The sequence below is a fragment of the Oleiphilus sp. HI0067 genome, from assembly GCF_001635735.1.
In genome coordinates this window covers 22,870-42,454 of record NZ_LWFI01001222.1, presented here as the reverse complement: position 1 = coordinate 42,454, position 19,585 = coordinate 22,870, and the positions used below count along the sequence as shown (strand labels likewise).

20 protein-coding genes are annotated in these 19,585 nt (G+C 44.3%); 6 read left to right on the top strand and 14 right to left on the bottom strand.

Annotation, left to right across the window (positions count from 1 at the left end; genetic code table 11):
• Positions 1–3 precede the first annotated feature (3 nt).
• Together A3739_RS18495 and A3739_RS18490 are read right to left on the bottom strand one after the other, a co-directional pair.
• Complete coding sequence (locus tag A3739_RS18495) at positions 4–534, bottom strand: DNA-J related domain-containing protein (RefSeq protein WP_231876638.1); 531 nt, start codon at positions 532–534, stop codon at positions 4–6.
• A gap of 103 nt (positions 535–637) precedes the next feature.
• Positions 638–2,263 carry an AbgT family transporter gene (locus A3739_RS18490; RefSeq protein ID WP_068502368.1) on the bottom strand — a complete coding sequence of 542 codons (1,626 nt, stop codon included), beginning with the start codon at positions 2,261–2,263 and terminating at the stop codon, positions 638–640.
• A gap of 186 nt (positions 2,264–2,449) precedes the next feature.
• Here A3739_RS18490 and ttcA point away from each other — a divergent pair, with 186 nt between their 5' ends.
• Complete coding sequence (gene ttcA, locus A3739_RS18485; protein ID WP_068477149.1) at positions 2,450–3,355, top strand: tRNA 2-thiocytidine(32) synthetase TtcA; 906 nt, start codon at positions 2,450–2,452, stop codon at positions 3,353–3,355.
• A gap of 2 nt (positions 3,356–3,357) precedes the next feature.
• On the opposite strand, the gene A3739_RS18480 is transcribed toward ttcA, so the two are convergent.
• The 10 genes from A3739_RS18480 to A3739_RS18435 form a co-directional block, all read right to left on the bottom strand.
• Entirely contained in the window at positions 3,358–3,969 is a 612-nt protein-coding gene (locus A3739_RS18480; protein ID WP_197472427.1) for a sulfite exporter TauE/SafE family protein, read from the bottom strand.
• Positions 3,970–4,001: 32 nt separating this feature from the next.
• Positions 4,002–4,220, bottom strand: coding sequence for a cbb3-type cytochrome oxidase assembly protein CcoS (gene ccoS / locus A3739_RS18475; protein ID WP_068475695.1), 219 nt, complete (start codon positions 4,218–4,220; stop codon positions 4,002–4,004).
• Between the two features lie 28 nt (positions 4,221–4,248).
• Positions 4,249–6,660: a heavy metal translocating P-type ATPase gene (locus A3739_RS18470; protein WP_068502364.1), complete on the bottom strand. Its 2,412-nt coding sequence runs from the start codon at positions 6,658–6,660 to the stop codon at positions 4,249–4,251.
• 9 nt (positions 6,661–6,669) lie between these two features.
• Complete coding sequence (locus A3739_RS18465; protein ID WP_068476893.1) at positions 6,670–7,173, bottom strand: FixH family protein; 504 nt, start codon at positions 7,171–7,173, stop codon at positions 6,670–6,672.
• A gap of 26 nt (positions 7,174–7,199) precedes the next feature.
• On the bottom strand, positions 7,200–8,651 hold the full coding sequence (ccoG, locus tag A3739_RS18460; RefSeq protein ID WP_068476987.1) for a cytochrome c oxidase accessory protein CcoG: 1,452 nt from the start codon (positions 8,649–8,651) through the stop codon (positions 7,200–7,202).
• Between the two features lie 88 nt (positions 8,652–8,739).
• Positions 8,740–9,660: a cytochrome-c oxidase, cbb3-type subunit III gene (gene ccoP, locus A3739_RS18455; protein WP_068476985.1), complete on the bottom strand. Its 921-nt coding sequence runs from the start codon at positions 9,658–9,660 to the stop codon at positions 8,740–8,742.
• Positions 9,653–9,838 carry a CcoQ/FixQ family Cbb3-type cytochrome c oxidase assembly chaperone gene (locus tag A3739_RS18450; RefSeq protein WP_068476983.1) on the bottom strand — a complete coding sequence of 62 codons (186 nt, stop codon included), beginning with the start codon at positions 9,836–9,838 and terminating at the stop codon, positions 9,653–9,655. The genes ccoP and A3739_RS18450 overlap by 8 nt, the downstream gene beginning before the upstream one ends.
• Before the next feature lie 7 nt (positions 9,839–9,845).
• The gene (ccoO, locus tag A3739_RS18445; protein ID WP_068476981.1) at positions 9,846–10,451 is read right to left on the bottom strand and encodes a cytochrome-c oxidase, cbb3-type subunit II; all 606 of its coding nucleotides are present in this window, start codon (positions 10,449–10,451) and stop codon (positions 9,846–9,848) included.
• 13 nt (positions 10,452–10,464) lie between these two features.
• Positions 10,465–11,892: a cytochrome-c oxidase, cbb3-type subunit I gene (gene ccoN / locus A3739_RS18440; RefSeq protein WP_068476979.1), complete on the bottom strand. Its 1,428-nt coding sequence runs from the start codon at positions 11,890–11,892 to the stop codon at positions 10,465–10,467.
• 272 nt (positions 11,893–12,164) lie between these two features.
• Positions 12,165–12,452: an antibiotic biosynthesis monooxygenase gene (locus tag A3739_RS18435; RefSeq protein ID WP_068475457.1), complete on the bottom strand. Its 288-nt coding sequence runs from the start codon at positions 12,450–12,452 to the stop codon at positions 12,165–12,167.
• Between the two features lie 63 nt (positions 12,453–12,515).
• Between A3739_RS18435 and tusA the strand changes: the two genes are divergently transcribed.
• Positions 12,516–12,743 (top strand): sulfurtransferase TusA, encoded by a 228-nt coding sequence (gene tusA / locus A3739_RS18430; protein WP_068476977.1) that lies wholly within the window; start codon positions 12,516–12,518, stop codon positions 12,741–12,743.
• Positions 12,744–12,764: 21 nt separating this feature from the next.
• Here the strand turns inward: tusA and A3739_RS18425 are convergent, their stop codons facing one another.
• Together A3739_RS18425 and dsbD are read right to left on the bottom strand one after the other, a co-directional pair.
• The gene (locus tag A3739_RS18425; protein WP_068476974.1) at positions 12,765–13,631 is read right to left on the bottom strand and encodes a DMT family transporter; all 867 of its coding nucleotides are present in this window, start codon (positions 13,629–13,631) and stop codon (positions 12,765–12,767) included.
• Positions 13,628–15,502: a protein-disulfide reductase DsbD gene (dsbD, locus tag A3739_RS18420; RefSeq protein WP_068502376.1), complete on the bottom strand. Its 1,875-nt coding sequence runs from the start codon at positions 15,500–15,502 to the stop codon at positions 13,628–13,630. Before dsbD ends, A3739_RS18425 begins: the two co-directional genes overlap by 4 nt.
• Positions 15,503–15,651: 149 nt before the next feature.
• On the opposite strand from dsbD, the gene A3739_RS18415 reads away from it, so the two are divergent.
• The 4 genes from A3739_RS18415 (at position 15,652) to A3739_RS18400 (ending at position 19,574) form a co-directional block, all read left to right on the top strand.
• Positions 15,652–16,236, top strand: coding sequence for an elongation factor P hydroxylase (locus tag A3739_RS18415; RefSeq protein ID WP_068473209.1), 585 nt, complete (start codon positions 15,652–15,654; stop codon positions 16,234–16,236).
• Positions 16,237–16,306: 70 nt separating this feature from the next.
• Positions 16,307–17,683: a DEAD/DEAH box helicase gene (locus A3739_RS18410; protein ID WP_068476972.1), complete on the top strand. Its 1,377-nt coding sequence runs from the start codon at positions 16,307–16,309 to the stop codon at positions 17,681–17,683.
• A 32-nt stretch (positions 17,684–17,715) separates the two neighbouring features.
• On the top strand, positions 17,716–18,858 hold the full coding sequence (locus tag A3739_RS18405) for a 4-phosphoerythronate dehydrogenase (protein ID WP_231876636.1): 1,143 nt from the start codon (positions 17,716–17,718) through the stop codon (positions 18,856–18,858).
• A gap of 41 nt (positions 18,859–18,899) precedes the next feature.
• On the top strand, positions 18,900–19,574 hold the full coding sequence (locus A3739_RS18400) for a flagellar brake protein (RefSeq protein ID WP_068502361.1): 675 nt from the start codon (positions 18,900–18,902) through the stop codon (positions 19,572–19,574).
• The last annotated feature ends 11 nt before the right edge of the window (positions 19,575–19,585 follow it).

Here is a 19,585-nt window from a genome sequence, read left to right as displayed (position 1 = left end):
GGCCTAGAGCGTGGTTCTTTTTAAAAGCTCATCTTTTGCTTTGCTGAGCTCTTTGAATTTTTGCTCGTCCCCACCTTTGTCGGGATGCATTGTTTGTGCTTTTTTCTTAAAGGCTCGTTTTATATCGGCGTAGCTTGCGCCGATCTCCAAACCTAATGCTTGATAAGCTTCTTCCGATTGATCAGGGTTATTAAAACGTTGCCAGAAGCCGTTTAGTAATAATGAGATTTCTTCCTTTGTCATATCGAAATAATTATCATGATCAAGATAGTACGTACCTAATAAATCGCTGTTACTTACACTTGTTTCGTTATGAGTGATGTAAGGAAATTTTTGGATATTGATTATTCCAATCTCAAGATGAGCGCTTTTATTTTTGGCCCATTTTGATTTAAGCGAATAAAGTGCGTGACGAATTAAAAAATGCGTTTTGAATAAGCTGAGTGCTTGATTGAGCTCCATATTTGGTAGCTCGAGATCATTGCTGTCTTTGAGGTATTTTATTAGGTCGTATTCTCGCCACTCACTTTTCATCGTGAAAGCTTTTTCGATAGCGGAGGTGACAGAGCTGAAGATATCCATTTCTTCAGCCTAGCTTAGTGCGTTTAGTTTGTCCTGTGCCTAATGATTAAGCTTGCTACATGGTGTAGTAGATTGGCGCGCCAGGTCCAACGGGGAATCCCATAATAAATACCCAGAAGTAGAAGAACAGGCTCCATGCAGTAATAAATACAACTGAGTAGGGGAGCATCATCGATATGAGGGTACCGATTCCGAGGTCTTTTTTGTATTTCTCGGCAACTGCGAGTATTAGCCCGAAGTAGCTCATCATTGGTGTAATAATATTGGTTGTCGAGTCACCGATACGATACGCCGCTTGAATAACCTCTGGTGAATAGCCAACTAACATTAACATCGGGATGAATATAGGCGCCGTGACTGCCCATTGAGCCGATGCTGAACCTAGTGACAGGTTGATTAGCCCGCATACGCCAATAAAGAAGAAGAATAGAATTGGTCCGGTTAAACCTAAGCTTTCTAAGGTCTGTGCACCGAGCACGGCCAAGATCGCGCCTAGATTAGTCCACTTAAAGAAGGCAACGAATTGCGCCGCGAAGAAAACAAGAACGATATATGCGCCCATTGTGTTCATAGCATGATTCATGGCGTGAACGACATCAGTCGAGTTGGTAATCGATTTAACGACCTTGCCGTACACTAAGCCCGCTAAGGCAAAGTAAATGAATATGAATGCTAAGATCGATTTTAAGAATGGAGACCCTGCAACAAGTCCTGTTTCAGGATGGCGTAATATTCCATTTTCTGGAACGATCGTAGAAGCCAAAACGCCCGCAAAGATGAGCGTATAAATACCGACGACTCTCAGACCTTTGCGCTCAATATCGGTTACGGCATGTGAATTCATCTCTTGCTCGAGTTCTTCGACGTGTTCAGGTGATGCATCATCTTTGTTATACAGACCTAGTTGAGGCTCCACGATGTACTCAGTAATCAGCATGCCGAGAATAGAAATGACAACGGTCGAGGCCATCATGAAGTACCAATTGGCCTCAGCCCCAACCGTATAACTCGGGTCAATAAGTTGGGCTGCTTTCTCTGAGATGCCTGATAGAAGTGGGTCAACTGTTCCAATTAAAAGGTTCGCGCTATAGCCGCCTGATACACCCGCAAACGCGGCAGCAAGACCGGCTAGGGGGTGGCGACCAAGAGATGCGAATATCATTGCAGAAAGAGGAATTAATACCACATAACCAAGCTCAGCGGCTGTGTTCGAAACGATGCCAGCTAGTACAACAGCGAACGTCACAAGCTTCTTGGGCGCACCCATTACCAAGTTACGCATTGCTGCCGAAATGACGCCTGATCGCTCTGCTATCCCTACACCTAGCAGGGCAACTAACACGGTTCCGAGTGGGGTGAATCCTGTAAAGTTCTTAACGAGCTGCGTGAGGATTTGCTGAAGACCTTCAATATTGAACAGGCTGACGACTTCAATCATTCCTGAAGGAGACCTACCACGGCTACCCTCGGGCCGTGGATCTAGCACAGCAAGTTCAAAATACCCAGCGACGCCGCTAATAACGATGACTAGAGCGCATAGTATGGCGAACAAAATAACGGGGTGTGGGAGTAAATTTCCAAGGAATTCAACCGTATCGAGAAAGCGTGTGATGAAATTTTTACTACCACTACTTTGATCGTTATTAGGCGTTTGTGGTGATTGGGTATGATCAGTCGACATGGTGCTCCCCCTTAAAATCTTTCCGGAGTATAGCTGTTGTTTTATTTGGTGCTTTTTTAAACAGAAAGGGAGCTGTTTTTTTTGTTTCAAGCTTTACCTTTGCTTACTTACTCGGTCAGTTTTCATTTATACTTCGCGCCGACTGAATCATGTAGCATCGAGTATTTGCTCGTCATCGGAGTAGAAATGAAGTCCTTAGAAGGGTCAGACAAGTACGAATTCAACAAGCTTCAAAAACGCTTGCGTGCCGGAATGGGTAAAGCAATCATTGACTTCAACATGATTGAAGCTGGGGATAGGGTCATGGTCTGTCTGTCCGGAGGAAAAGACAGTTATACAATGCTGACTATTCTGATGAGCTTACAAAAGAGTGCTCCGATTGATTTTGACCTTGTCGCCGTAAATTTGGATCAAAAACAACCGGGTTTTCCAGAACATGTGTTACCTGAATATTTAGAATCCTTAGGTATTGAATACTATGTTGTGGATCGCGACACATATTCTGTTGTGAAGTCTAAGATCCCAGAAGGTAAAACAACCTGTGGTCTATGCTCACGGCTTCGTCGCGGGACCTTGTATTCATTCGCAGAGGACATTAAGGCGACTAAGATTGCATTAGGACACCACAAGGACGATATCGTCGAAACATTATTTTTGAATATGTTTCATGGCTCGAAGTTCTCTGCAATGCCGCCTAAATTGTTGTCTGATGATGGGCGAAATATCGTTATAAGACCTCTGGCCTATTGTCGCGAGAAAGATATTCTTAAATTTGCAGATATTATGGAATATCCGATTATTCCGTGTAATTTGTGTGGCTCTCAAGAAAACTTACAACGTCAGAATATCAAAGCGATGTTGCAAGCTTGGGAGAAGGAGCATCCCTCTCGTATTGAGTCGATATTTAGCTCTTTGCAAAACGTTGCACCGTCACAGCTTGCAGACAGAAATTTATTCGATTTTGAAACGCTCAAAATTGATCGTACCGAAGCGCGTAAACCATATGAATTTGGGGCTGAGCAAACGATTTCTTCCTCGAACCCGAGTCAAGATGAAAGCATCGTACAGGTCATCGAAATTTATCAGCCATGATCTTAAAAACTAGAAACTAACGACCAGGCGCCGAAGCAGATAAGAGTCATGCCAGCACTTTTTCTAAACCACTGACTATTTAAAATCGCAGATAACCGTTGGCCTGCTACCGAGACGCCTAGCATGCTAGGTAAGGTCCCTAAACCAAATGCAAGCATTGTCATTGCTGAGCCAGAGAGCGTTCCTTGGGTGCTCGCGTAAATCAGTCCAGAATATACCAATCCGCATGGTAGCCAGCCCCATACAGCGCCAAGCGCTATCGCTGCCCTATGAGACTGAGGCCGTAAAAATCGACTGCCAATCGGTCTAAGTTTTTGCCATAAAATGGCACCAAGCTTCTCAGTAAAAAGTAGAGCATTGAGCCATCCAGTTAGATATAAGCCCATTAGGATCAGCATGATCGCTGCCGCAATACGCAAAAGCATCAGTGCACCGAGATATTCAGAGAACCAAAATCCTAGCGCACCGACTAGTAAGCCAGCGAAGGTATATGAGCTTAATCGTCCGAGATTATAGCTATAAACATAATTATGCTGGGGGGTATTGAGCCCAAGCGCAGACGCGAGTCCACCGCACATCCCAAAGCAATGGCCTGAACCTAATAGTCCAAGCAAGAATGCACTTAGCAGGATGGTATATTCGATGGCTATACGTCCTTTTCTTGGTTGTGTTGAGGTGCCTTGCTTTGTTGTTTTGGCTTGTCGTCTGGACCAGGAATCATATGCTCATCATCATCAAACAAGATGCTATGGCCAGGGCCTTCAAGGTCATCATACTGTCCATTTTTAATTGCCCAGCCAAATAGCCAGATAGCGATCGTCACAAGTATTAAAGAAACAGGGATGAGTATGTAAAGAATTTCCATAACGATTTATTCAGCACTAAGTGAGATGCTATTTTCGCAGGCGCATAGAGTTAAATACAACAATTAAAGAGCTTAATGACATGCCGAGCGCAGCAAAATAAGGTGGAATGAGGCCGACCACTGCAAGTGGCAGCATGCATAAGTTATAGCCAAGTGCCCAGCAAATATTTTGAATAATGACTGTTCTTGTTCTGCGTGAATACTGGAAAGCGTCAGCCAGTGATACGAGGTGCTCGTTTAACAAAATGGCATCCGCATTGAGCTTAGTTAAGTCACTCGCTCCGCCCATTGCAATAGATAGGTTTGCGCGAGACAAAACGGGAAGATCGTTGATGCCGTCGCCGACCATCGCCACTTTTCTTCCTTCAGATTGCAGCGACTCAACGTAGTTCAGCTTTTGTTCAGGCGATTGCTCAGCTAAGAACGATTCGATACTCAATGTGTCGGCGACATGTTTCACTGAATGATGCTGGTCGCCACTTAAAATATGCACGGTTTTGCCCAGCTTACGCAGCGTTTCAATGCAGGCAGCTGCCTCTTCTCTTAGAGTGTCTTCGAGCTCAAACCGAGCAACTAATGTAGTGCCGTCAGACATAAATACGACAGGTCCATCGTGTTGATGTTGCAGTTCTTGTTTATCGAGCGTAGACGTATTTTGTCCGATAAAGCTAGCGCTGCCCATAAAATAGCGAGAGCCATCAATGATTCCGCTCACGCCTAAACCAACATGATTCTTGGCGTCGATGACTTCTTTGCTTGTCTGCTGAATAAATGCCTTGGCAATTGGGTGGGCGCTTTGGCGCTCAAGCGCGCTTGCAAATATAAGCGCGGTTTCTTTATCCAAGTTAGTGTTAGTGGCAAGCTGAACGTGAGAGATCGATAAACGACCTTCACTGAGTGTCCCTGTTTTATCAAAAATAACATCATTCGCTTGGGACATAGCTTCGAGTGCATGATGCTTGGTAAGCAAGAATCCAAGTCTACGTAATGCTGATGTTGCGCCGGTCAAAGCAGTCGGTGTGGCGAGTGATAAGGCACAAGGGCATGTTACGACGAGGACGGATAGGGTAATTGCAAAGGCTCTGTCAGAATCGATGTTCCACCAATAGACCGCTGTTAAACCGCAGGCGAGCAGTACGAAGGTAACAAAATACGAGGCAAGATTATCAGCAATCGTTTGAGTGCTTGGTTTTGCAGCTTGAGCTTTCCCAATAAGCCTAACGATTGATGATAAGCGGCTTTGTTTCGCGGAGGCGGTTACTCGAATGTCTATGGTGTTATCCATATTTGCGGTACCGGCATGAATAACATCGCCCGTCGCTTTATATATTGGCAAGAATTCGCCTGTTAATGCGGATTCGTCAAACCTGGTAGAGCCGTTTTCGATTAAGCCATCTGCTGCGGCTAATTCGCCCTGTTTAATGCGGATGATATCGCCGACTTGAATACGCTGAGATACCAGGCTTTTTGTACTATCGCCTTCAACCAATGTGGCAGTTTCTGGAAGCAGTTGGTCCATATCTACATCATCATTTAAATAACGATGGCGTGTCTGCATTTCAATGAACCGACCCAGTAAAAGGAAGAACGCAAACATTGAAACAGAATCAAAATATACGTCTGATTCTAAGGTTGGGACGGTAGTAATGGTTGTATAGCTGCTCGCTAAGAACGCAATAATAATCGCAAATGAAACAGGCATGTCCATGCCTAGTTTGCGTGATTTGAGACTGCGAATAGCGGCTCTGTAAAAGGGGAGTGAAGCAAAGGCAACAACTGGCGCGGCCATGAACATGCTGACCCATCGAAATAGCGAAATCAGTTGCGTGTCGAGGTCGTTATACATTCCCAAATAGAGAGGGATAGAGAACATCATGTTCTGCATCGTAGCGATGCCCGCGACAGCGATCCGAAATACAGTGATACGTTTCTCTCTTAAGGCCGCAAGTTTTGCTTCATGATGTCTGTAAGGCTTAGCGTTGTAGCCGAGTTTTCTAGCCTTAATAAGAACTTCACTTAATTGGCAGGGTGTCTCCCACTCAATATAGGCTTTGTGTGTACTGTGGTTTATCGAAAAATTTAGTACACCGTCGATGGCATTAATATCGCGCTCTAATAGCCATATACATGCTGCGCAGGTAATGCCAGAAATACTCAAAGAGGTTTGCAATACACCATCGTGAGCTTGCACAAACTCTTCTTGTAATAGCGGGTCATCATAAAGCTCTAGTTGCTTTAATTCGCTGGGCTTCAATTCTTCAGCTTTGGGGGAGAATTCAGTGCGGTGAGCGTAGAAATTATCGAGACCTTCATGGGAGATCACTTCTGCTACGGCTAAGCAACCATAACAGCAAAAAGGTTCGTTCTTACCTTTGATCTTTAAGGTGGCGGAGAAGCCAGCAGGGACCGCTTCACCGCAGTGAAAACAGGGTGTTGTCATCAGGTATGGCTAGGGTGCAAGCAAATAGTTTTCTGTTGGCAATGAGGTTTTTTGACGAACTCTCCATGACTCATCATGCGCATATAGATCGAGATACCAGTTTCCGCTAAGGTTTTCAGGTACTTCTGCGACATACGGACCTTCAGCGGTAGGTAAGAATTTTGTCACTGAATCTCTCTCTCCGAGAGTAGGGTGGACAAGTTTGAGCGTAACAAAAGGCTCTTTTGTTTTGGCTAGACTTTTCAAGTCTAGTAGCGCGTTGCCTTCTGCGTCAATACTGACATAGGCGCGTACAGCAAGTTTTTTAGCTAGACGATCTTGCCCAATCGTTTGGTTTATATCGAGCCCATCTTTGTAATAGTTGTCACTAACGAGTGAGTCTTTACCGTTCACTGCATGGTAGATCATGATGCTACTGAGAAATACAGAAGCTAAAGGGAAGAACATAATAAAATACAGCCAGTTTCGTTTTTTTGGATCTGGCTGTTTAGATTGGATTGTTTGACTCGACATCAGGGTTCCGGGCTAAGTTTACATAATCATTCGCGAGCGCCGAGGAAGCGGCTTTCGGAATGAGCTATTAGATCTGGGTTATCGAGAGAGTTTACCGTAAAACTAATCTCGTTACTGCTACTAGGGAGTAGTGATGGCTTTGCTTCAACAATTGTTGGCAAACTATACACTTCACCCGATTTCACTGTGATTTCTGATCGCGTGGCGAGACGAACTTCAGGAATGCCATCGACCTTAATCGCGAATCGCTGAGTCTCGTCCGTCATATTGACGATCTTAAGGGTGTAAGAGTTTTCAATATGACCAAGACCATTTAGTTGGAATAGCGAGCCTCTATCACGAATAACGTCTAACTCTAAGGGGACTCGTCCAAGAATATGGTTGAAAAATGCGCCGGTCATAATAATGAGCAATACACCATATGCGATCGCTTTAGGACGCAATATATGACTTTCTTTGCCTTGTAAGCGGTGTTCAGTGGTATAACTGATCAGCCCTTTCGGATACTCCATTTTTTCCATGATGGAGTCACAAGCATCGATGCAGAGTGCGCAGCCAATACACTCGTATTGGAGGCCATCTCTTATGTCTATGCCTGTTGGACAAACTTGAACACACATGCCGCAATCGACACAGTCGCCAAGGCCCTGTTCTTTGTAATCTGAGTTCCGCTTGCGGCTACCGCGAGGATCTCCTCGCGTAGCGTCATAGGCTACGGCAAGTGTATCGTCGTCATACATCACTGACTGAAAACGCGCATAAGGGCACATGTAAAGGCATACCTGCTCTCGTAACCATCCTGCATTCATATAGGTTGCGAGCGTGAAGAATGCGATCCAGAAAACTGCCCAGCCATTGGCAGAGTAGGTAAATAAGTCAGGAACAAGCTCTCTAATTGGGTAAAAGTACCCCACGAATGTCAGGCCAGTTCCGAATGCTACCGACAGCCAAAGAAGGTGTTTAATACCTTTTTTGGTGATCTTGCTGATGTCGTTGTCGGACTTATCTAGCTTCATGCGCTGATTTCTGCTGCCTTCTACCTTTTCTTCAATCCACATAAAGATAAACGTCCATGCGGTTTGAGGACAGGTGTAGCCACACCAAAGGCGACCAAATAAAGTCGTCACGAAAAATAGTGCGAATGCAGAGATGATCAGCGTGACTGCCAGTAAGAAGAAATCTTGAGGCCAAAAGGTGATTCCGAAAACATGGAATTTTCGTTCTGGAAGATCGAAATGTACCAGCTGTTGGCCGTTAATGGAAATCCAGCAAATAGCGAAGTAGGCGAGCATTAATGCCCAAAGTGTGTAGCGTCGTATTCCGTGGAAAAAACCAGTAATTTTCTTAACGTATATCTTTTTGCGTGAAGCGTAGAGTTCGACGGTCTTTGTGACGCCGTCTTGTGCCGTTGGGCTGCTATAAGTTTCGAGTTTTTCTGCGCCTGGTTCTATGTTTTTAACTGGAATTTTATTCGACATACGCTCTCTTCACTGGTTGCGTTAAATACTGACGAAATAGGCTTTTTTGATGGTAGAGCCCTTCGAAACAAGGGCTCAGGAGTGTCGTTTACTTTTGAGATAAACTGATCACGTAAGCGGTAAGAAGATGGATTTTCTCTTCGCTTAAACGATCTGATTGAGCAGGCATTACGCCAGCACGACCATAAAGTAGTGTGTGCTTCATACGCTTAGGCGTAGAACCATATAACCAAATATTGTCAGTTAGATTGGGTGCGCCAATAGCTTGGTTACCTTTTGCATCAGGGCCATGACATGCAGCACACGCAGTTTGATACATCGCTGCACCACGCTCTGCGGCTTCCTGGTCATCACTACGACCACTAAATGCAAGCAGGTAATGCACCATGTCATCGATCTGCGCATTGGTCATGTCGGGGTTTAAACCCCTAGCAGGCATGTTGCCCATACGGCCATTTACTAGCGTTGCTTTGATAGCTTCAGCTGAACCGCCATACAACCAATCATCGTCTGTTAGGTTAGGGAAGCCGATACCGCCGCGTGCTGCTGAACCGTGGCAAACTGCACAGTTATTGGCAAACAAGCGTTGACCAACTTTCATTGCTTCTGCGTCTTGCGCTAATTCTTCAATTGGAGTCGCGCCGTAAGCTTCGAAGATTGGGCCATATTTAGCTTCAGCATCTTCAACTTCTTTTTGCCACTGATTGACCTGAGTCCAAGGCACACTGCCTTCTTCTAGTTCAATCGATAGCATTCCTTTGTAGTTACCTAGTCCTGGGTAGAGGACATAGTATGCGAGGGCGAATACACAGGTTGCAACGAACATGTATAGCCACCACTTAGGTAACGGGTTATCAAGCTCTTCGATCCCATCGAAAGCGTGACCTACTGTTTGATCAGTCTCAGTGTCAGTGGTTTGGCTCTTACGTGTTACGTATATCAACCACAAGCAGCCGAAAATTGATCCTAAACTGATTATTGAAACCCAAAAGCTCCAGAAACTAGTCATGATTATCTCTCTCTTTTTCGCGCAACGTTCGTTCAGCGATATCTTCATCGTCAAATGGGAGGTTGGAAGCATCTTCAAAGTCTTTCTTCTTTGAATTACTAAAAGCCCACCAACATATTCCTGCGAAGACGATCATCACTAATATTGTCGAAAGTCCCCTTAGCGTATTTATATCCATTATTTGCTTACTTGTTCCCAATCAACGTACCGAGGTTTTGAAGGTAAGCAACAAGCGCTTCAATTTCAGTCTTACCTTTTACTGCATCTGAAGCTCCTGCAATGTCTTCATCAGTGTATGGGACGCCAACTTTACGGAGAGCCTCCATTTTTTTAGGTGTTGTCTTATGATCGATTTTAGCGGTGAACAGCCAAGGGTAAGCTGGCATCTTAGACTCAGGTACAACATTTCGAGGGTTGTACATATGAGCTCGGTGCCAATCATCACTATAGCGACCGCCTACACGCGCTAAGTCAGGACCCGTACGCTTTGACCCCCATAAAAATGGGTGGTCGTAAACAAATTCACCAGCTACTGAGTAATGGCCATAACGCTCTGTTTCTGCGCGGAACGGACGAATCATTTGTGTGTGACAAGTATGGCACCCTTCACGGATATATATGTCACGACCTTCTAGTTGTACCGCAGTATAAGGCTTAAGTCCCTCGACAGGTGTTTTCATATCCTTGTTAAAGAAAAGAGGTACAACTTCCACTAAGAAACCAAAGCTTATTGCGACAATGATTAATGGGATCATTAGGCCAAGGTTTTTCTCAATTATTTCATGGTTCATTCTATCGCTCTCCTTAAGCTTGTGCTGGCACTGAGTCGAGTGCTTTAGCACTTGTTTGTCTAATAGTTAGCCAAACATTAAGGGCCATAATAAGCATGCCTGACAGGAAGATAGCTCCGCCGATTAATCTGACGACATACCCATTATGGCTCGCTTCTAGAGATTCAACAAAGCTATAAGTGAGAGTGCCATCGGTATTGACTGCACGCCACATTAAGCCTTGCATGATTCCGTTAACCCACATCGCTGCGATATATAGAACTGTACCAGCCGTTGCTAGCCAGAAGTGAAGGTTGATCAATGAAATACTGAACATTTCTTTCACACCGAATAGGCGAGGGATTAGATGGTATGTTGCACCGATCGAGATCATAGCTACCCAGCCTAATGCTCCAGAGTGAACGTGGCCAATAGTCCAGTCTGTGTTATGTGATAGCGCATTCACGGTTTTAATCGCCATCATCGGACCTTCAAATGTCGACATTCCGTAGAAAGAAAGTGATACAACAAGGAAGCGTAGAATAGGGTCAGTTCGTAGTTTGTCCCAAGCACCAGATAGCGTCATCATACCATTGATCATGCCACCCCAAGATGGAGCAAGAAGAACAAGAGACATAACCATGCCGGCTGTTTGTGCCCAATCTGGAAGTGCGCTGTAGTGAAGGTGATGGGATCCAGCCCAAACATAAAGCGAGATTAAGGCCCAAAAATGGACAATAGATAAGCGGTAAGAATAAACAGGTCGTCCAGCTTGTTTTGGAACGAAGTAATACATTATTCCTAGAAAGCCTGCAGTCAAGAAGAAACCTACTGCATTGTGGCCGTACCACCATTGCATCATTGCATCGACTGTGCCTGAGTATATAGAGTACGACTTCATAAAGGTAACTGGAATAGCCAAATTGTTACCGATATGGAGTACTGCAACCGTCAGGATGAAGCCACCGTAGAACCAGTTCGCAACATAAATATGTTTGGTTTTGCGCTTAGTGATAGTGCCAAAGAATAAAATCGCGTAAGAAACCCATACTAGTGCAATTAAGATATCAATTGGCCATTCAAGCTCAGCATATTCTTTTGTACTAGTGAAGCCCATTGGAAGAGTTATTGCTGCTGCAACAATAACTGCTTGCCAGCCCCAGAATACGAATGATGCGAGAGAGTCTGAGATCAAACGTGCTTGACAGGTTCTCTGTACAACGTATAACGATGTTGCAAACAATGCGGAACCGCCAAAGGCGAAGATGACCGCGTTAGTGTGCAGTGGTCGAATACGGCCAAAACTCAAGTATTGGTTGTCGAAGTTTAACTCCGGCCAAACTAATTGAGCGGCGATAAATACGCCTGCAGCCATGCCGACAATTCCCCATACCACCGTCATCACGGCGAATTGTCGTACAACTTTATAGTTGTAAGTGATTGGGTTGATCTCGTTGCTCATTATTGAAGATCCATTCAGTTGCGTTTTCGAGGCTTGCTTTAATTCGAATCAAAGCGTTCAGAAGCTGGTCGGAAATCAGCACTTAGTTTATTTGCCATTGTGATCTAGGGCAAAAACCTAGATGGCGCGAAGAATAAATGTAGCACTATGCAAAATCAACCAAATCTGCCGCTAAATTGATTTCGCTCAAGAGTTTAGTTCAACTTTAGAAAGATGAACAAAAAGCGAACAGTTGTAGGGCTAAAGCTGAAACCTCAGCCCTGATGCGGGGTTTAATGACGGGAGTCAAGAAGAGTGACGTGTTCTTCTCTTTCAAGCATCAGCGAAAGCTTAGACATAGCTTCTTTTCGCTCGGAAGATTCGAACCATTTATCCCAGTCTAATTTACTACGCCACTTGCAAAGAATGACGTGGTGACGAGGATTTTCGATATCACTTAAGGACTCTCCCGAGATAAAACCGGGGGCTTTTACTGAGGCTGCAAGCACCTCAAGTGCTGCATCTTCATAATTCTTTTCAAGTGTTTCAGCAATGTAGCGATTAATTATTACGCGAATCATACTTTATTCCGTTGTATCAATGTTTAAAATGCACTGTATAAATCATAGCTTAGAAAAACGAATATGGAATGTGATATAGAGTTAGATGCTACTGGATTATTGTGTCCGGAACCGGTCATGCTGCTGCATGAAAAAATGCCCGATATGGAAAGCGGTGCAGTATTAAAAGTGCGCGCGACAGATCCATCGACTACGCGAGACATTCCTCAATTTTGCAGATTTTTAGGGCACACCCTGCTTGAGCAGCACGAGGAAGACAAAGCTTTTATCTATTTTATTCAAAAAGCATAACGTTAATTGATTGTTGGGTGATCACTTCACTTTCATGTTGATAAGGCCCGCAGCGACAACAAATCCTGAACCTACGAATATTGCAAGTGTGATGGCCTCTCCCCAAAATGCCCACCCAATGTAAGCGGTGAAGATCAGCGACGTGTAGGTGTATTGTCCTATTTTTCCGGCTTCTGCCCGTTTGTAGGCATAGGTCACGAGTAATTGACCTAATGTGGCAACTCCGGCAAGCGTCAATAACAAGGTAAACTGATTAAAAGACGGTTCTGACCAGTTCTGAAGCGCAACCGGCAACGACGCTAAACTCGCAAACAAACCGAAGTAAAACACGGTTCGCAAGGCGGGCTCTCCGCCGCCCATCTTACGGATAGTGACTTTTGCCAACGCCGCGAGACACGCACCTAACAAACCAATTCCTACCAGAGATAGCGCATCGAATGTGGCTGACATATTCTGTTGAAGCTTAGGCTCACTAATAATGCACACACCTATGAAACCAAGAATGATGGCAAACCAAGTTGCTGCAGAACTTATTTCTTTTAGCCACAATGCTGCGATCAATGGGATAAAAAACGGTGTGCACAGTTTTAAAAGAATCGCCTCGGTAAAGTGCATGCGGCCCAAAATATAAAAGAAGCAGCTCATTGCACTGACACCTATCAAACCACGCACTAAGTGCAGATGCATTTGCTGGCTTTTAAAACCTGTAAAGCCAAACTGATGAATGATCAATGGGATGATGATAATGAGCGCGAGGGAGTTGCGGAAAAACACAATGGTTTCTGTACTCAGGTCGGCGCTCATATATTTTATAAGCGCCCCCATGATGGCAAAACAGATTTCACCGCCAATAATTGCGGCGATGGGTAGTGCTAATGACGAATTCATTCTGAATTTCCAAGAGCTCGATTTAATCGCTCTTGGAAACGCTTCTTCCCAATTTCACCAACAACTCTAAGTTGCTTCATTTCGTTTTGATTTGTATCGAAAAACAGATAAGAAGGCGGGCCAAATATTTCGTATTTTTCCATCAATGCAATGTTGCCTGCATCATTTTTAGTCATGTCTGCTTTGATGAGGTAATACTGACCAAGCTTGTCGGCAATATCTTGTTGCGGAAAGACGTCTCTTTCCATAATGATGCAGCTAATACACCAGTCGGCATATATGTCTACAAAAGCAGGCTTGCCAGCAAGTTTTGCATTTTCTAGCTCGTTTTGAAGATCTTTTAAAGAGTAGACCTTGATAAACGGGAGCTTACTTTCACTCAGAACTGCACTGGTAAGCGGTCGCATAGGATCATTCGATCCTTTAATTGCTCCAAATAGCCAGAGCGCACCGATCAGCAACAGTAGCGAACCCAAAGTGTATTTGATGGCGCGGGTATGAATTTTGTGTGTTCTTTGAGTAAATACGTATATCGCGGCACCGACAGAAAGAACGCCCCAGAGTGCTAAACCTATGTTTCCTGGAACGAGACGGTTGATTAGCCAAACTGCAACGCCAAGCAATAGCATGCCAAAGATAAACTTGCTGTAGTTCATCCAAGCGCCTGCTTTCGGAATAAAACGCGCACCACCTACTGCCACAATAATCAACGGAACGCCCATGCCAAGCCCTAAACTAAATAGCGACACAAAACCAAGTCCAGCATCATTGCTTGTACTGATATAAATGAGAGCGCCGGCAAGGGGAGCAGACACGCATGGCGATACCAGTAGGGCAGATAGGGCGCCGATGAAGAAAACACTCGCTATTTTTCCGCCGCTCAGTTTAGCGCTCTGGTTCTGTAGTCGATCACGAAGAAAAGCTGGGAGTTGCAGTTCATATAGTCCAAACATCGCCGCAGCGAGTGCTATGAATACAATCGCAAAAAAGATAAGAACAATCGGGCTTTGCATTGTTGCTTGAAGGTTCGCGCTTGCACCTAATAAGCCGACTGTTAGGCCGAAAGCTGCGTAGGTGAGTGCCATGCCAGCGACATACGACAATGCGAGACTAAAATTGCGCCCCCAATTTTTTTGCGAGCTTTGATTATTGCCAGCCACAATCGTTGTGATAATCGGAATCATCGGCAGTACGCAGGGCGTAAAGGTTAATCCGAGGCCAAGCAAAAAGAATATAGCTGCTGTTGCTAAGGCAGAGTTCTCCTGCATGAATGAGAATATCGAAGAAGCATCGTCTGTACTTAAACTTAGTGATTTTGCCTTGATTTGTGCTTCGATGTCTTCGAGCACTGGGGCCGGTGCATTTTCTACGGGAAAGTAGAGTACTGTCTTTGCTTGCGGTGGATAGCATAGGCCAGCGACAGCGCAGCCTTGGTAAGTGATTTTGATTTCCGTTTCTTTAGCATCGCTAATGAGCGTGACTGGTAATTCCATTTGAAGTTCGTTGTACACAACACGTGTCATCCCGAAATAGGGGTCGTTCTCTTCAATCCCTGAGTCTGAAAAATTAGGTGTGCCGAGTGTCGCGTTGGAATCTAGTAGGCTGACCTCGATTTTGCTTTGGTATAAATAATAGCCTTCGGTAATTTTCCAAGATGTTCTGAGCCCTTTAGATGTCACTTGAACATCAAAAATAAATGCCTCGTCAACGGGTAAAAATTGCGAATTGCTTGCGCCAAAGCCGTCTGAATCTAAATCAAAATTGAAGGAAGCATTAGCAGCACTAGAAAATACTGAAAAAGAGAGGAGTAACAGAGTCCATAAACGAGCTTTAATGTGTGAGTCGAGTATGCGACGTGCTGTTTTTATCATAACCACTTGATGTTCCCAGAAAATATTCAACGCCAATACGAACACAAATAATGCAAAAGGTTCCAATTGAAACTTAAGAGGCGCAATAGAATCGGCTATGATACCGCGCTTTATTAGAACTGGCTCTAATTATTAGTAAACCACGACATATGATTGACTGCGTTAGTGCACAAAATTTCAGTGAAATCTTCAATCGGCAATTCGAAGAAACTGAAAATACAGTAGTTGTGATAGGGGCTTCTGAGCCTTATTACGTTCCCGCACAAATGACTGCGAGTTTCTCGGGCGGTGAAGGTATTGCAGTGAGTGCTAAATCTCGCATTTTTTCTCGAAGTGACTATCCTGCCAGCGTAATGCATGAGGTCGCGCATTGGTGTATCGCCGGCAAAGAACGGCGTACTCAATTAGATTATGGCTATTGGTATGAGCCCGATGGTCGCGATGAAGCGCAGCAATCTGTCTTTGAGCGGGTTGAGGTAAAACCTCAAGCCTTGGAGCGAATTTTATGTTGTGCAGCAGGATTTCGTTTTCGTCTTTCGGCAGACAATGCGAACGACCCTTTATGTCGGCCAAGCAGTGCTTTCGTAGCAGATGTGCAAGAACAAACGATAAAGTATCTCGTGGAGGGCTTACCTGATAGGGCGGCTAAATTCGCAGAAGCACTAAATGCCGTGTTTAAACCTCAGACCTGCTATTTAAATTTAAGCAGTTATGTAGAAAGCGATCTGTTATAGTGTTCGGCCATTGAACGGCACACACCCGTGATCAGTGTTATTGAATTATTTTATGTAGGCGTTTTAAAGCATGTTTGGTGGCCTTTTTAAGTCAAAAACCTCCCCTGAAAATAAACAAGAGTCGCAGCAGAAACCGCGCTCTAGTTCATCTAAAGCAAAGGCCTCGCAAAAGACAGGTAAGCCTAAGAGTAATCAACGCTCCTCTAATCAACGTGCTAAGACTAAAACGCCTGAGCCAGCGTGGAACCCTTCCCAATATAAAGTCGACCCTGCTGAGGGCAAGACGAGGTTCCATGATTTAAATCTTGAGAATGAATTGCTGCACGCAATTGCTGATTTGAAGTATCAGTATTGTAGTGAGATTCAAGCTGCATCTTTACCGTACACACTTCAAGGCCATGACTTTATTGGTAAAGCACAAACTGGTACCGGTAAGACAGCGGCGTTTTTAATCACCATTATTAACGATTTGATGCTGCGCCGTATTCCTTCTGAAGAACGATATGCGAGTGAACCACGTGCACTTATTCTTGCTCCAACGCGCGAGCTAGCCCTTCAAATTGAAAAAGATGCAAAGGCGCTGACGAAATATGCCGGTTTAAATATTTACTCTGTTTTAGGTGGCATTGATTACCAAAAGCAACGCGATTTTGTCAGAAACAACGTGATTGATATTTTGGTGGCGACGCCAGGTCGTCTTATTGATTTCCTTAACAGCGGTGATCTGTATCTCGATCAAGTCGACACATTAGTGATTGATGAAGCGGATCGAATGCTCGATATGGGCTTTATTCCAGATGTGAAGCGCATTCTTGGTCGTTGTCCGAAGGTTGATCGTCGACAAACCTTGTTGTTTAGTGCGACGTTTAATCAAGATGTCTTGAATTTATGTCAGCGTTGGACGCGCAATCCAATACATATAGAAATTGAAGCAGAGCAGCTAACGACTGAAAAGGTTGATCAGAAGATATTTATGGTTTCTTCTGATGAGAAGCTAGAAATTATTTGTCGATACATCGATCAAAATGATGTGCGTCGCGCCATTATTTTTGGTAACCGTCGCGATGAAACAAGACGTTTAGAGGCTGCTCTAAAAGCGAAGGGTATCAAAGCCGCTTTGCTGTCTGGAGAGGTTCCTCAGCATAAGCGTATTAAAACACTCGAGCAGTTTAAAAACGGAAGTATTGAGATTTTAGTTGCTACGGATGTAGCAGGACGCGGTATTCATGTTGACGGCGTGAGTCATGTATTTAACTATAATCTTCCGGATGATCCTGAAGATTATGTGCATCGTATCGGCCGAACTGGACGCGCGAACGAAACAGGAGTTTCTATCTCTTTTGCCTGCGAAGATGATGCATTTTTGTTGCCTGAGTTAGAACAATATATTGGCATGAAGTTAAACTGCGAATATCCTGCACATCTACTCGATAAAAATAATAGTTAATACATTGCTGGTTGATCTTGGCCAGTACTGAGGTGCTTTTGAAGATCGTCGCTGATGAAAATATTCCTCTTCTAGGTCGCTTTTTTAGCGACCTGGGTCAACTACAGGCGATGCCTGGACGAGAAATTACAAACGCAGATTTAAAGGACGCCGATATTCTTTTAGTGCGGTCCGTGACTGCGGTGAATGAAGAACTCTTGGCCAGCAGCAAGGTTCGATTCGTCGGCTCGTGCACGGCGGGCATTGACCATGTCGATACCGATTTCTTATCAAACAATAATATTCGATTTGCGAGTGCGCCCGGCGCAAATGCTAACTCCGTTGTCGAATACATATTGAGTTGTATTTCAATTCTTGCTGATACGCATGACGTTGATTATGAGCATACATCGGTAGGTATTGTTGGTTATGGAAATGTCGGTAGTTTACTTGATAAAAAACTACGTAAACTGGGCGTTAAGACCTGCGTTTATGACCCGTTTGTTAGTTCTGATACGCGAAGCTTCAATACTTTAGAAGAAGTGCTCGAATGTGATGTGGTGAGTCTTCATGTGCCTTTGACAGATCATGCCGAATATCCGACGCGTTACATGATCGATGAGGCGCAGTTAGACGTTTTGAACGGCTCGCAAGTGTTGATCAATACTGCTCGAGGTGGAGTGATTCGTGAATCGGCATTGAAGAAGCGCCTAAGCCAAGATAACCCGCCCACGGTGATCTTAGACGTTTGGGAAAACGAGCCAAATATTGATGTTGAATTAGCAAAGATGGTGTATTTAGGGACACCTCATATCGCAGGTTATAGTTTCGACGGAAAAGTCTCCGGAACAGAGCGTATCTATCAATCAGTTTGTCATTTATTAGGGCTACCCACTAGGCATTCCCTTGGTCAGTTCTTGGAAGAACCGCCTTTATCGAGAATGTCATTTACTTCAAATGCTGATACTAATTGGTGTCTACACACGGCGATTCGAGCTTGTTTCGATGTCCGTCATGATTCGGGGCAGTTGATGCGTGTGTTGCAAGGAACTGAGCCTGAACGTACCAAGGGCTTTGATGCTCTAAGAAAAAATTACCGTTGTCGTCGCGAGTTTTCTGGTGTGAAAATTCAATTAAAACAGGGTGATTCTGAGTTGTTTTCGAAGTTCAAAAGTCTAGGGTTCAATATCAAATAAATTTTTCTTTGGCGCCAAATTCACAGAGAGGTGATGCTGCCGTGCAGACAGTTGTTCAACAAAGATATCCTGAAAAATTGAGTTTCAGTGATTTACGTGTTCCTACTGGTATGCCGCTTACTTTAGATTTGGCAGCCCCAGCTCGTCGTGAGCAGGTACGTTTAATTGGTGTTGAAAAAGATACGGCTTTAATCGTGTCTTTACCTGAAAAGGCATTGAAAGATCTTTTAAATGAAGGTTCTCTGTTAAAAGCACGATTCTTGTTGAAAACTGGCTTTGTTAATTTTGGGGTACGCGTGTTGGCATTGGTTTCTGAGCCATTTCCGCATATGTTTTTGTCATATCCCAGTATGATTGAAATGCGAAAAGTGCGCAGTGCAGAGCGTGTCACGACGCGAATCATGGCGAACATAGATAGCCATTTTAATATCGATGCAACATGGCCAAAAGATGGAATCATTGAAGACCTAAGCAAAACGGGTGCAAAAATCAGATCTCGTGATCGGCTAGGTGAGTTTGGTCATGAGTTGTTGTTGGAGTTTGATCTAGTATTACCAGACATGACGCGCAACGTTCGCTTATCTGCGATTATTCGAAATGCGCATGTTGAGTCGGAAGTTGTCGGCGAACCGCATTTTGTTTTTGGCGTGCAGTTTTTAGAAATGAGCGAAGATGCGCGTCTGACCCTCAATAATTTCATTTATGAGCAAAGATAAGCTCCGAAGTA

Excerpts from the sequence above, each read along its gene's own strand:
- A3739_RS18450 (WP_068476983.1), bottom strand. The coding sequence starts at position 9,838 with ATGGATATAAATACGCTAAGGGGACTTTCGACAATATTAGTGATGATC.
- ccoP (WP_068476985.1), bottom strand. The coding sequence starts at position 9,660 with ATGACTAGTTTCTGGAGCTTTTGGGTTTCAATAATCAGTTTAGGATCA.
- A3739_RS18495 (WP_231876638.1), bottom strand. The coding sequence starts at position 534 with ATGAAAAGTGAGTGGCGAGAATACGACCTAATAAAATACCTCAAAGAC.
- A3739_RS18415 (WP_068473209.1), top strand. The coding sequence starts at position 15,652 with ATGATTGACTGCGTTAGTGCACAAAATTTCAGTGAAATCTTCAATCGG.
- A3739_RS18470 (WP_068502364.1), bottom strand. The coding sequence starts at position 6,660 with ATGACAACACCCTGTTTTCACTGCGGTGAAGCGGTCCCTGCTGGCTTC.
- A3739_RS18410 (WP_068476972.1), top strand. The coding sequence starts at position 16,307 with ATGTTTGGTGGCCTTTTTAAGTCAAAAACCTCCCCTGAAAATAAACAA.
- tusA (WP_068476977.1), top strand. The coding sequence starts at position 12,516 with ATGGAATGTGATATAGAGTTAGATGCTACTGGATTATTGTGTCCGGAA.
- ttcA (WP_068477149.1), top strand. The coding sequence starts at position 2,450 with ATGAAGTCCTTAGAAGGGTCAGACAAGTACGAATTCAACAAGCTTCAA.
- A3739_RS18490 (WP_068502368.1), bottom strand. The coding sequence starts at position 2,263 with ATGTCGACTGATCATACCCAATCACCACAAACGCCTAATAACGATCAA.
- A3739_RS18465 (WP_068476893.1), bottom strand. The coding sequence starts at position 7,173 with ATGTCGAGTCAAACAATCCAATCTAAACAGCCAGATCCAAAAAAACGA.
- ccoN (WP_068476979.1), bottom strand. The coding sequence starts at position 11,892 with ATGAGCAACGAGATCAACCCAATCACTTACAACTATAAAGTTGTACGA.
- ccoO (WP_068476981.1), bottom strand. The coding sequence starts at position 10,451 with ATGAACCATGAAATAATTGAGAAAAACCTTGGCCTAATGATCCCATTA.
- A3739_RS18435 (WP_068475457.1), bottom strand. The coding sequence starts at position 12,452 with ATGATTCGCGTAATAATTAATCGCTACATTGCTGAAACACTTGAAAAG.
- ccoS (WP_068475695.1), bottom strand. The coding sequence starts at position 4,220 with ATGGAAATTCTTTACATACTCATCCCTGTTTCTTTAATACTTGTGACG.
- A3739_RS18425 (WP_068476974.1), bottom strand. The coding sequence starts at position 13,631 with ATGAATTCGTCATTAGCACTACCCATCGCCGCAATTATTGGCGGTGAA.
- dsbD (WP_068502376.1), bottom strand. The coding sequence starts at position 15,502 with ATGATAAAAACAGCACGTCGCATACTCGACTCACACATTAAAGCTCGT.
- ccoG (WP_068476987.1), bottom strand. The coding sequence starts at position 8,651 with ATGTCGAATAAAATTCCAGTTAAAAACATAGAACCAGGCGCAGAAAAA.